Genomic DNA, 12,969 nt, shown 5'->3' with positions numbered 1-12,969 from the left:
GAATATATTTAAGTCGATTACATTTGATTGTGGCAAGGAATTTTCCAATTGGAAAAACTTAAGTAATCAACAAGATATTTCTATTTTCTTTGCGGATCCAGGCTGTCCCTCTCAACGCGGACTAAATGAACATTCAAACGGTCTCTTACGTAAAGATGGGTTACCTAAACAAATGGACTTCAACGAAGTCGATCAACAATTTATTTCTTCTGTCGCAATCCGAAGGAATAAAATACCTAGAAAATCTTTAAACTATAAGACCCCATTGGAGGTCTTTCTGGAGAATGTATCAGGTTTAAATTATTTCTAGCTTAATTTGACAAACGAAATAATATAAAAGACCCTCTTTTTCAGAGGGCCTCCAAATTTAGGTACATCTCAAGAAGCCGTATGTGCCTGTCGCTTCCGTCTGATTAACTGATGACCTTTTTCATGCGCACTTACATTCAGCACCAAGCCAAGGGAGCCCGCCAAAACGATTGTACTGGAACCGCCAAAACTGATAAACGGAAATGTAACACCAGTGATTGGCATCAAGCCGATGACTCCACCGAGGTTAATGCATCCTTGGACAAGGAACATAGTCGCGATTCCGATACATATTAAAGAGCCAAATGGGTCTTTGGCGCGGATACCGACCAAATAGATGCGGCTGATCAAGAAAAAGAAAAGCCCCAATACAACAAGAACTCCTACCAACCCTAGTTCTTCTCCCAATATAGAGATGATAAAGTCCGTATACGGTTCTGGAAGATACCCTGTCTTTTGTACACTTTGTCCGATACCGACACCGAACAGTCCGCCGCGGCTCAACGCGTAATAAGAGTTAACCAATTGCATCCCGGTACTTTGAGAGAGCGCGAATGGATCCCAAAAAGCCAGGAAACGATTATACTGATATTCTTGTAGGAAAAACAACGAATCGCCATAATGACGGATCAATTCCAATAACCCTGTCAAAAGAAGCGCTCCTCCTGCTCCGAACATAACCCCGATTTTCGGGGACGCCCCGCTTGCAAAAATCATCACTGCACTGATACCGAATAAGATGATTGCCGCTCCGGCATCGGGCTGAATAAAAATTAAAAAACATATGAAACCGACTAATACGGCCGGTGCTCCAATTGTTTTCCATAGGTTTTCAACCACATTTTTTTGTTTTCGAGACAGTATATATGCGAAATACCAAATGACAATCACTTTTGCAATTTCCGCTGGTTGAACGTTGATCGGCCCTAAACTCAACCAACTTTTGGCACCGTTTATTTCTTCTGCAAATAACAACACAAGAAACAACAACAGAACCGTAACTCCGGTCCCTATCATAACCAGTTTCTTTTCTTTCAACCATTTATAAGGAAACAAATACCCTATCACCGCTGTGATCATTCCGGCCAAGACATACATACTTTGCCTCAACAAGTAATGCTGTGGATTGGAAAAATCTGCCATTGCAATATAGCTGCTGGCACTGTAAACCATTAAAATACCGGTGATTGACAAAACAATATAAGGAATCAATACATAAAGATCCACTAACTTAAACTTATTCATGAAAACCAGCGCTAAAGCCTATGCCCCCATTCACTGTTCAATTTTCTTTTTATGCATATGCTTCAATTGGAAACATCGGTCAATCATTTTTTAAGTGATATAATCGACTGGCCTTTTTACGCATGTTCTTTCTAAATTGGACTTGCAGTCCTCTTAAAATAATTTTATTGCCATCATTTTCTACATTATAGCACACTCAAAACAATCAACAATACCCCTCTGTCAAATTAGAAAAGAGAATGGCTGGAAGCGACGGGGGTATTTGTATGTAAAAAAGAAACCAATCAGAACGTTTCTGATTGGTTTCTTTTAAAGTTCAACTTTTATTTGTTGCTTTGTTTAGCTGCTTTTTCACGCATGTTTTTGTTTAGGATTTTCTTGCGCAAACGGATGGATTCCGGAGTGATCTCACAGTACTCATCATCTGCCAAAAATTCCAAAGATTCTTCTAGAGTCAAAATACGTGGTGCTTTGATAACGTTTGTTTGGTCTTTGTTGGCGGAACGAACGTTGGTCTTTTGTTTTTCTTTCGTTATGTTAACGGCGATGTCGTTTTCACGGTTATTTTGTCCGACAATCATCCCTTCATAAATATCCGTACCAGGTTCTACAAAGATGGTTCCCCGGTCCTCAATATTCATGATGCCGTAAGTGGTGGCCATTCCGGTTTCAGTGGAAACCAATGCGCCGTTACGGCGTTCGCCAATTTTACCAGACAGGACAGGCAAGTACTGATCGAATGTATGGTTCATGATTCCATATCCATGAGTCATTGACATGAATTCGTTGGTGAATCCAATCAACCCACGGGCAGGCACCAAGAAAACCAACCGGACTTGGCCATTTCCTGTGTGGACCATATCTTGCATTTCGCCTTTACGTTGGCTCAAACCTTCAATGATGGAACCCATGTATTCTTCAGGGGTGTCGATTTGAACACGTTCAAATGGTTCGCATGCTTGACCGTCAAATTCACGGATAATTACTTCCGGACGAGAAACTTGCAACTCGTATCCTTCACGGCGCATGTTTTCAACCAAAATGGACAAGTGAAGTTCTCCACGTCCAGAAACGATCCATTTATCTGGAGACTCTGTGTTTTCAACGCGCAAGGACACGTCCGTGTGCAATTCAGACATCAAGCGTTCTTCCAATTTACGGGAAGTCACCCATTTCCCTTCACGTCCTGCAAATGGAGAATCATTTGTCAAAAACGTCATTTGAAGGGTCGGTTCATCGATGTGCAGCACCGGAAGCGGATCAACGTGGTCAACTGGAGTGACCGTTTCACCGACAAAGATGTCTTCCATCCCTGAAACGGCAATGATGTCGCCTGCAGTGGCTTCTTCGATTTCTTCACGTTGCAATCCGAAGAAGCCAAACAATTTGGTGACACGGAAGTTTTTCGTTGTGCCGTCCAACTTGCTTAACGCCACTTGGTCGCCGACTTTGATTTTCCCTCTGAATACACGCCCGACTCCGATACGTCCAACGTATTCGTTGTAGTCCAGTAGAGACACTTGGAACTGCAACGGTTCGTCGCTATTGTCTGCAGGTGCCGGAATTTCTTCCATAATCGTTTCAAATACAGGATCCATTGATTTTTCTTGATCTGCTGGGTCATCTGAGAAGCTGCTTGTTCCGTTCAATGCAGAGGCATAGACAACTGGGAATTCCAATTGCTCTTCGTCTGCACCCAATTCGATGAACAAGTCCAAAACTTCATCCACCACTTCAGCAGGTCTTGCTGTTGGTTTGTCAATTTTGTTGATAACTACGATCGGTGTCAATTTCTGTTCCAACGCCTTCTTCAACACAAAACGTGTCTGCGGCATGGTACCTTCATAAGAATCAACAACCAATACAACTCCGTCTACCATTTTCATGATACGTTCTACTTCTCCGCCGAAGTCTGCGTGTCCTGGAGTATCCAAAATATTGATTCGGTTTCCTCTGAATTTTACTGCTGTGTTTTTGGCTAGAATTGTGATGCCGCGTTCTTTTTCAATCGCGTTTGAGTCCATGACACGTTCATCCATGGCTGTGCGGCTTCCCAATGTATCAGATTGCTTCAACAGCTCATCCACCAAAGTTGTTTTTCCGTGGTCAACGTGAGCAATGATAGCAACATTTCGTATATCGTTTCTTGTTTTCATTAAATATGATTCCTCCAAATATGGCCTTACCCATCAGCAGGCAAAAAAATACATTTATTCTTAGTAGCCGTTCGCACAGAGAATAAATGTCTTCGTCATGACTTATGGCTTCATGCTAGGTAACTTGGTTATTATACCGAAGAACAAGGCTCTTGTAAATAGTTAGTTTTCAGAAAAAGAGTCCATCATCTCTCTGTACGCCGTCGGGTAAGCAAAAAGCACCCTGTTTTTTCTTAATAAATTGACGTCTTCTCCATTAAACTGCGTGCAGCAAATCCCCGCTTCATCCATCATGACCTTCCCAGGAGCAATGTCCCAAGGTTCAAGTGACGCGGCCATATATCCGACTACATTCCCTTTCAAGACTTCCAGAATCTCTAACCCCGCCGAACCGATCATCCGTACCCCCAGCGTCTTTTTAGCGACGTCTCGGTGTTGCTCAAATCGGTCATCTGTCATCAACAGACTGCTGGAAGCGAGCAATCCATCTGAAAGTTTTTGATCTGTTGGAACAGCGAAAGGTTCATTGTCCTTAAAAATCCCTTTTCCTTTGATGGCAGAGTACAAAGACTGTGTGTTCATATCATAGATATAGCCCATTCGGCCTTCTCCATCTTCATACACTCCAAGCATAATGGCAAAGTTTTCTTTTTGAAGCACATAGTTCAACGTCCCATCAATCGGATCCACAAACCAAACAATTCCTGATAAATCGTTCACTTCATCTCCGAAGCCTTCCTCACCATAAATACGCTCAGCTGGGTATTCTTTTTTTATTTTTTCAACAAAAAACTGTTCGATTTCCCGGTCCATATTCGTCACTAAATCTTTGCGTCCGGTCTTTTCTTCCACCACCGGATCCGCCGAAGCATGCTGCTGGATTTTTTGAGCAGCTTCCTCAATCCAGGATCGAATCAGACGATCACGTTTTTCTATACCATCCAATACATCATCCCCCTCACACTCTATCTCTTTCATTCTATCGAAAATGTCCAACATAGACAAACCCTAAGTACCTTTGAATTTTTCGTACAATTAAATCACAAAAAACCGGAGCAAAACAGGTGTTATCCTGCCTACTCCGGTTCGTTCAAGAACTGGGAAAACCCAGGTCTGAATTAAATTACATATGAATTGGCATGCCTAGAGCTGCTTCTGCAGCATCCATGACAGACTCACCCAAGGATGGGTGTCCGTGAATAGTCAAGGCGATGTCTTCAGCGTTCATGCCGCTTTCGACTGCTAAACCTAATTCTGCGATGATATCACTTGCGTTGATACCTGCAACTTGTGCCCCCACGATGACGTTGTCTTCCTTCGTTGTCACGAGGCGGACAAATCCGTCTGTTGCGTTAAGGGACAAAGCACGGCCATTTCCTCCCAATGGGAATTTAGTTGCTTTCACTTTCAAACCTTGTTCTTTTGCTTCGGATTCTGTTAAACCAACAGAAGCAATTTCTGGGTTTGTGAAAGCAACTGCCGGCATTGCGCGGTAATCAACCGCAACTTTTTCACCGGAAATAGCTTCAGCGGCAATTTTCGCTTCGTAGCTTGCTTTGTGTGCCAAAGCAGGTCCAGGAACGATGTCTCCGATAGCGTAGATGTTCGGAACACTGGTTCTTCCTTGCTCGTCAACTTCGACCAATCCGCGTTCAGTCATTTTCACACCAGCAGATTCCAAGCCCAACTCGTCTGTGTTTGGACGACGGCCGACTGTAACCAGTACGTAGTCAACGTCCAAGGACTCTTCTTTGCCTTTTGCTTCATATTTAACAGTTACGCCGTTTTCATTAACAACAGCTTCTTTAGCCATTGCATCTGTAATGATCTCAACGCCCTGGTTTTTGAAGTTCTTTTCAACCAATTTGACCATGTCTTTGTCAAAACCGTTCAAAATGGATGGAAGTCCTTCAAGGATAGTTACTTTCGTACCCAAGTTAGCGTATACACCTGCCAACTCACTTCCGATGTAACCTCCCCCAACGATTACCATTGATTCAGGAACTTCTTGCAAGTTCAATGCACCAGTGGAATCCAATACGCGTTCGCCAAATTTGAAACCTTTGATTTCAATTGGACGACTTCCTGTTGCAACAATTGCATTGTTGAAAGTGTAAGTTTGAGCGCTTGTTTCGGTCATGACACGCATAGTGTTTGCATCGTTGAAGTAAGCTTCGCCGCGGATGATTTCCACTTTGTTTTTCTTCAAAAGCATTTCTACACCGTTTGTCAATTTTGCCACAACTTCGTTTTGCTTCCACTCTTGAGTTTTAGCAAAATCAAGTGTGACATTTTCAGTTGTGACACCGAAAAGCGTGGAGTTCAAAGCGTCTTGATAACGATGACTCGCACTAATCAACGCTTTAGATGGAATACATCCAACGTTCAAGCACACTCCACCGATGTATTCTTTTTCAACGATGGCAACTTTTTGTCCCATTTGTGCAGCGCGGATGGCAGCTACATAGCCGCCAGGTCCCGCACCGATTACAACTGTATCCAGCTCAATTGCAAAATCTCCTACTACCATTTGTTCTTCACCTTAACCTTCCATTAAGAGTAACTCTGGGTCGCTCAACAATCTCTTTAATTCGTTCATAGCTTGTTGGCCGGTTGCACCATCGATGATGCGGTGGTCAAAGACAAGTGAAAGTTCTTGAACACGAGCAGGAACAATTTCGCCTTCTGCGTTCACGACTGGTTTTTGTGCAATACGTCCAACACCGATGATCGCTACTTCTGGGTAGTTGATGATTGGTGTGAAGAAGCTTCCGCCCACAGAACCAATGTTACTGATAGAGATGGATCCGTCAGCCATGTCGCTGCCTTTCAACTTACCTTCGTGAGCTTTTCCAGACAATTCAGTGATTTCTTTCGCAATTTGGAACATTCCTTTGCTGTCAGCATCCTGAATGACTGGTACATACAATCCACGGTCAGTATCAGTTGCGATACCGATGTTGTAGTAGTTTTTGTAGACGATTTCGTCTGTTGTGTCATCAATAGATGCGTTCAATTCAGGGAATTTACGCAATACTGAAACGACAGCTTTAACGATGTATGGCAAGAATGTCAACTTAACATCTTGTTCAGCTGCAATGGTCTTGAATTTCTTACGGTGATCCCACATCTTGTCAACGACAACTTCGTCGAATAAAGCAACTGATGGAATAACTGTAGTGCTTGTAACCATTGCTTTAGCGATAGCTTTACGAGTTGTAGACATTTTCTCGCGAGTTTCTTGATCGCTGCGTCCAGATTCGAATGGCTTCGCTTCAATGTTTGCCACTGCAGTTCCTTCAGAAGCAGCTGCTTTCGCTGGTTTTTCAGCCGCAGTTTCTGCTTGAGCAGCCTCTGCAGGTGCTGGAGCTTGTCCGCCGCCTTCTACGAAACGGTCGATGTCTTCTTTCAAGACACGTCCACCTTTTCCGGTTGCTTCAACCAAGCTGATGTCCACATCTTTTTCACGAGCATATTTACGAACGGATGGCATAGCCAATACACGTTTGTTTGGATCAGATGTTTTCACAACTTCTCCGGATGCTTGTGTTGGTACTTTAGCCGCCTCTGCTGCTGGAGCTTCTTGAGCTGCTGCAGGTGCTGCTCCACCTTGTGGGTTGTTTTCTGGAGAGTCAATTTCAACGATTGCATCGCCAACGTTTACGACTGTTCCTGCTTCAACCAAGAAGTTTTTAATTGTGCCGTCGACTGGAGAAGCCAATTCTTCTACAGATTTGTCGTTTTGAACTTCTGCGATGGAGTCGCCTTCTTCAACTGTGTCGCCTTCAGCAACCAACCAGCTGACAATCTCGCCTTCTGCCATTCCTTCACCAATATCTGGCATTTTGAACTGGAAGTATCCGCCAGCGCCTGCTCCGGCAGCTGCTTCTTGAGAAGATGCTGCTGTTTGTGTTGCAGTCTCTTCTGCTGCAGGTGAAGCCTCCTCAGTGTCTTCGTAGCCTTCTGCATCGATTTCCAAGATTGCATCGCCAACGTTTACAACTGTTCCTGCTTCAACAACGATTTTTTTGATTGTACCGTCAACTGGAGAAGCCAATTCTTCTACAGATTTGTCGTTTTGGACTTCTGCGACAGAATCGCCCTCTTCAACTGTGTCGCCTTCAGCAACCAACCAGCTGACGATCTCGCCTTCTGCCATTCCTTCGCCGACGTCTGGCATTTTGAATGTGTAAGCCATGTTTGTTTTCTTCCCTTCTTCTATTATGCTTTGTTATTGAAATAATCCCATAGAAAAGATGGAAGAGCAAATGCAATTTTTTAAGTACTGCATTTGCTTTCCTTATCTGGGTTCTGATTAGAAGTTCACTGTTTCTTTCGCTTTTTCAACAATGTCAGCAGCATTTGGCAACCAGTCGTTTTCAACCATACCGAATGGGTAAACTGTGTCTGGAGCTGCAACAAATGCAATTGGAGCTTCCAATGAAAGAATGGAACGTTGGGAAATTTCAGAAATGACAGCCGCACCAACGCCTGCTTGACGTTGAGCTTCTTGAACAACCACTGCACGGCCAGTTTTCTCAACCGATTGGATGATGGTGTCAACATCCAATGGAGAAACTGTACGCAAGTCAATGATTTCTGCAGAGATGCCGTCTTTTTCCAATTGTTCAGCTGCTTTCAAAGCTTCACGAACCATGTAACCATAAGTGATGATGGATACATCTTTACCTTCGCGCGCAACAGCTGCTTTGCCCAATGGAACAGTGTATTGTTCTTCCGGAACTTCGTCACGGAATGAACGGTACAACTTCATGTGCTCCAAGAAAACAACTGGGTCTTCGGAACGTAGAGAAGCGGTCATCAAGCCTTTTGCATCGTAAGGGTTTGATGGGATAACCACTTTCAAACCAGGTGTTTGAGCCATCAAACCTTCCAAGTTGTCTGCGTGCATTTCTGGTGTGTGTACACCACCACCGAATGGAGAACGAACAACTACAGGCATGTTCACTTTTCCGCCCATGCGGTAACGTGTACGAGAGATTTGACCAGCGATGGAGTCCATTACTTCAAATACAAATCCGAAGAACTGGATTTCCATAACAGGACGGAATCCTTGGATTGCCAAACCGAAAGCCATACCACCGATACCGGATTCAGCAAGTGGCGTGTCACTTACGCGATCGTCGCCATATTTCTCATGTAGACCTTGAGTCGCACGGAAAACGCCGCCGTTTTTACCAACGTCTTCACCAAAAACCAATACTTTTTCGTCTTTTTCCATTTCTTGGTCCAAGGCTTCAGTAATGGCTTGTATCATTGTGAGGTTCGCCATGATTATTTATTCTCCTTTGCTTCAAATTCACGGATTTGCTCCTGAATGTTTTGTCCTGGTTCCTCGAACATGTTCTTCAAGAAGTCAGAGATTTTTTGTTTTGGAGCTTGGTCTGCTTCTTTAGCAGCCGCTTTGATTTCTTCTTTAGTTTTTTCGATCAATTCTTCTTCTTGTTCTTCAGACCATAGGCCTTTTTCAGTCAAGAAGTTACGGAAGCGAATAAGTGGGTCGCGTTGCTCCCAGTAGTCGAAACTTTCTTGGTCACGGTAACGAGTCGGGTCGTCTCCGGAAGTGGAGTGCGGGCCGAAACGGTTCGTGATTGTTTCGATCAAGACAGGACCGTTTCCAGCTGCTGCCCATTCTCTAGCTTGTTTTGTTACTGCGTAAACAGCCAATGGGTCCATTCCGTCTACTTGTACTCCTGGAATACCAGCAGCTGCTGCTTTTTGTGCAATTGTTTTCGCTGCAGTTTGTTTTTCACGAGGAGTGGAAATTGCGTATCCGTTGTTTTGGATAATGAAGACGATTGGAGCTTTGTATACTCCTGCGAAGTTCATTCCTTCGTAAGTGTCTCCTTGAGAAGATCCACCATCACCAGTGTACGTGAAGGTTACTGCATCGGACCCTTTCAATTTTTGTCCAACCGCGTTACCCATCGCTTGGATGAATTGAGCTCCGATAATGATTTGTGGTGGAACTGCATTCAAATCTTCTGGGTAGTTGTTTCCTTCAACGTGACCACGTGACCACAAGAATGCTTGTGGAAGAGAAAGTCCGTGTTGGATCAATTGGGGAATGTCACGGTATCCTGGGTAAAGCCAGTCTTTTTTCTCAAAAGCAAAGTGACTTGCCAATTGAGATGCTTCTTGTCCAGCCGTCGGTGCGTAGAATCCTAAACGTCCTTGACGTGCCAACGCCATTGAGCGTTCGTGCAAGATTCTTGACCATACCATTCTTCTCATTAATTCAACTAGTTGATCGTCAGACAAATCAGGCATGATGTCTTCATTGACAACTTTGCCGTCTTTATCGAGGATCTGTACCATAGGAAATGCCGCTTCGATTGTGCTCATCAGCGCTTCGTAGTCGACAGGTTGTTTGTTCGCCATTCCTCATCCATTCCTCTCTTTTTCATAAAAGTTGAAAGCCTTATCATGATACAGTTTCAGAAAACTGTATCAATCATGCCCTTTACTTTATTACAGTATCATGGTTCCTAAGATTTTGCAAGCCATTTAAAGGCAATTTACGCTTTTTTATCTCAAATGAAAAGGGTTCAATTTTTCCAGCGACATGCTTCACTATTAAAAATGAGCAAAAAGCGAATCGCCACTTTTTCACTCCTCTGTAGAGACCGTAATGAAACAGCATTTTTAACCTGTTATATAAAATCAAGGCTTCTGTTACACGAAACTGTTCCAAACTGAGTCTGTTCTCCATGTACCCGCCTTCACAATCGTGGCACTTTTCAAAAACAACCAGAACAGCATTTTTGCCGCTCTGGTTGTTTTTCATTTCTATATGACGCCTTGACGGATCATTGCGTCTGCTACTCGAACAAATCCGGCGATATTGGCTCCTTGGAGCAAGTTGCCTTCTTTTCCATATTTCTTAGCTGTTTCTTTTGCTTTTTGGTAGATATCTTTCATTATATGCTGAAGCTGTGTGTCGACATCTTCAAACGTCCAACTCGTACGTTGACTGTTCTGCTGCATTTCCAAAGAAGAGACCGCGACTCCGCCCGCGTTTGCAGCTTTCCCCGGCCCGTATAAGAGGCCTTTTTCGATAAATAATTGAACCGCATCCGCGTCACACGGCATGTTTGCCCCTTCAGCCAAGCAGGTTACTCCTTTTTCCAGCATGTGCTGAGCAGCTTGGAGATTGATTTCACCTTGAGTCGCACATGGGAACGCATAGTCATAGGTTTCTTCCATACCGCTCCAAATGTTTCCTTCATAATATTTGGCATCCGGTCTGCTTTGTGTGTATTCCTTAATTCTTCCGCGTTTAGTCAACTTGATTTCTTTCACGAGGTCCAAGTCGATTCCGTTGGTGTCCACCACAAATCCGGAAGAGTCGGAACAGGCGATGACCATCGCTCCTTTTTCAATCAGTTTTTCCATCGCATAGATGGCCACATTCCCGCTTCCGGAGACCACCGCTCTTTTTCCAGCGAGACTTTGTCCGTTATCCTGCAACATGTGTTCCGCAAAATAAACCGTACCGTATCCTGTCGCTTCTGTCCGGCCCAAGCTTCCGCCCATAGATACAGGTTTTCCAGTTAGTACACCCGGCTCGAATTGATTTAACTTTTTATACTGGCCGTATAAGTAGCCAATCTCTCTCGCCCCTACACCGATATCGCCAGCAGGAACATCTCGATCCGGTCCGATGTATGCCTGCAACTCCGTCATGTAAGATTGGCAGAAACGCATAATTTCTCGATCGGATTTGCCTTTCGGATCGAAATCGCTGCCGCCCTTTCCGCCTCCGATAGCTTGTCCGGTCAAACTGTTCTTAAAAATCTGTTCAAACGCCAAGAACTTGACGATACTCTGATTCACAGAAGGATGGAACCGCAATCCGCCCTTGTAAGGTCCAATTGTAGAGTTGAATTGAACGCGGTAGCCTCTGTTGACGTGCACTCTTCCCTCGTCATCTGTCCAAGGCACACGAAACTCTATTACGCGTTCCGGTTCAGTGATTCGTCCCAGAATGTTTTCTTCGATGTATTCAGGGTGTTCTTCCAATACGGGTTCCAAGGAATCCAACAATTCCTCCACCGCATGAAGAAACTCCGGTTGCCCTGCATTTCTTTTTTTGACTTCTTCAAATATATGGTTTACATAGTTTTTGGCATCAAGCATCATTTTTCCTCCTCGAATTTCGTGTTATTATTATGACACACAACGTTCATAAAACAAAATATCTTTCTTTAGACCGTGCATTCTTTTATTACCAGTGCTACAATGTATAGATGAACAAAACAACGAATGAACGTATAGTTAAGGAGTGACAGATTTATGATTACAATGGATGACATCATCCGTGAGGGGCATCCGACTTTGCGAAAAGTTGCGGAAGAAGTGCCTTTCCCTATTTCTGAAGAAACCAAACAATTAGGCAAAGAGATGATGGAGTTTTTAGTGAACAGCCAAGATCCTGAAATTGCTGAAAAATATGATTTGCGTGCAGGTGTTGGTTTGGCCGCCCCGCAGTTGGATATTTCCAAACGCATCCTGGCCGTCCATATCCCTTCTTTAGATCCTGAAGAGTCGGATGAGCCGGTTTTGAGCACCATTATGGTTAATCCAAAAATTTTGAGTCATTCAGTCCAAACCGCCTGCTTGGCTGATGGCGAAGGCTGCCTGTCCGTGGATAGAGAAGTGCCGGGTTATGTACCGAGAGCCAGCCGGATTACTATCTCTTACTATGATTTGGATGGAAACAAACACAAAGAACGCCTGCGGAATTACCCTGCCATCGTTGTACAGCACGAAATGGATCACTTGAACGGTGTGATGTTCTACGATCACATCAATGAGGAGAACCCGTTTGAATTGGATGAGAACACTTCTCTTCTATCTTAATTCTCTTTTCAATAGCAAAAAGTAAGACTCTGCTTCCAACCGGATGCACTTTCCGGCTCATAAGGGCTCTATGTCAAATAGTGTTGGTGAGTCTTTTGAGAGGACAAAGTGATCACTCACTTTGTCCTCTTTTGTTAAACTGCGTCTTCCTCTTCGAAGGTCAATGCTCTTGGCGGATGGGTGGGAGCTGTCAACTGATAACTGATCAAAATTCTGGCACGTAAATTGTAAAAGTTCCGGTACCCGTATCCTGAACGCTTGATATTCTTGATTTTATTGTTCATGCCTTCAATCGCCCCATTCGAGAGGGTGTAAGTAAACGCGTGCTCAATAGATGAGTAGTACTTGTCCACGGTTTGAAGGATAGTTCGGACCC

General features: G+C 43.9%; 12 protein-coding genes. 2 read left to right on the top strand and 10 right to left on the bottom strand.

Translation table 11 applies throughout. The annotated features are described in order from the left end of the window. On the top strand, window positions 1–310 hold a 310-nt coding region (locus G470_RS14215), incomplete at its 5' end, for an IS30 family transposase (RefSeq protein WP_028274482.1). Window positions 311–378: 68 nt separating this feature from the next. On the opposite strand, the gene G470_RS0109540 is transcribed toward G470_RS14215, so the two are convergent. From G470_RS0109540 to gdhA, 9 genes are all read right to left on the bottom strand, one after another. Further along, window positions 379–1,554 carry an FtsW/RodA/SpoVE family cell cycle protein gene (locus G470_RS0109540; protein ID WP_028274624.1) on the bottom strand — a complete coding sequence of 392 codons (1,176 nt, stop codon included), beginning with the start codon at window positions 1,552–1,554 and terminating at the stop codon, window positions 379–381. 323 nt (window positions 1,555–1,877) lie between these two features. Then, a complete protein-coding gene (gene typA / locus G470_RS0109535; protein ID WP_035445503.1) occupies window positions 1,878–3,710 on the bottom strand; it encodes a translational GTPase TypA in 1,833 nt (610 codons plus the stop codon). A 162-nt stretch (window positions 3,711–3,872) separates the two neighbouring features. Next, window positions 3,873–4,655, bottom strand: coding sequence for an inositol monophosphatase family protein (locus G470_RS0109530; RefSeq protein ID WP_028274622.1), 783 nt, complete (start codon window positions 4,653–4,655; stop codon window positions 3,873–3,875). Between the two features lie 178 nt (window positions 4,656–4,833). Continuing rightward, on the bottom strand, window positions 4,834–6,240 hold the full coding sequence (gene lpdA, locus G470_RS0109525) for a dihydrolipoyl dehydrogenase (protein ID WP_028274621.1): 1,407 nt from the start codon (window positions 6,238–6,240) through the stop codon (window positions 4,834–4,836). Window positions 6,241–6,252: 12 nt separating this feature from the next. Further along, entirely contained in the window at window positions 6,253–7,908 is a 1,656-nt protein-coding gene (locus G470_RS0109520; protein ID WP_028274620.1) for a 2-oxo acid dehydrogenase subunit E2, read from the bottom strand. A gap of 117 nt (window positions 7,909–8,025) precedes the next feature. Beyond that, complete coding sequence (locus G470_RS0109515; protein ID WP_028274619.1) at window positions 8,026–9,003, bottom strand: alpha-ketoacid dehydrogenase subunit beta; 978 nt, start codon at window positions 9,001–9,003, stop codon at window positions 8,026–8,028. 2 nt (window positions 9,004–9,005) lie between these two features. Beyond that, entirely contained in the window at window positions 9,006–10,112 is a 1,107-nt protein-coding gene (pdhA, locus tag G470_RS0109510) for a pyruvate dehydrogenase (acetyl-transferring) E1 component subunit alpha (RefSeq protein ID WP_028274618.1), read from the bottom strand. An 82-nt stretch (window positions 10,113–10,194) separates the two neighbouring features. Next, window positions 10,195–10,518 carry a hypothetical protein gene (locus G470_RS0109505; protein WP_028274617.1) on the bottom strand — a complete coding sequence of 108 codons (324 nt, stop codon included), beginning with the start codon at window positions 10,516–10,518 and terminating at the stop codon, window positions 10,195–10,197. Window positions 10,519–10,520: 2 nt separating this feature from the next. Continuing rightward, window positions 10,521–11,870 (bottom strand): NADP-specific glutamate dehydrogenase, encoded by a 1,350-nt coding sequence (gene gdhA, locus G470_RS0109500; RefSeq protein ID WP_028274616.1) that lies wholly within the window; start codon window positions 11,868–11,870, stop codon window positions 10,521–10,523. A gap of 156 nt (window positions 11,871–12,026) precedes the next feature. Between gdhA and def the strand changes: the two genes are divergently transcribed. Beyond that, complete coding sequence (def, locus tag G470_RS0109495; RefSeq protein WP_028274615.1) at window positions 12,027–12,593, top strand: peptide deformylase; 567 nt, start codon at window positions 12,027–12,029, stop codon at window positions 12,591–12,593. 134 nt (window positions 12,594–12,727) lie between these two features. Here the strand turns inward: def and G470_RS13300 are convergent. Beyond that, on the bottom strand, window positions 12,728–12,969 hold a 242-nt coding region (locus tag G470_RS13300; RefSeq protein WP_205617922.1), incomplete at its 5' end, for a transposase.

It is taken from the genome of Atopococcus tabaci DSM 17538, assembly GCF_000429585.1.
Classification (GTDB): domain Bacteria; phylum Bacillota; class Bacilli; order Lactobacillales; family Carnobacteriaceae_A; genus Atopococcus; species Atopococcus tabaci.
The sequence above is the reverse complement of the archived record's forward strand: the minus strand, read 5'-3'. Positions and strand labels throughout refer to the sequence as shown.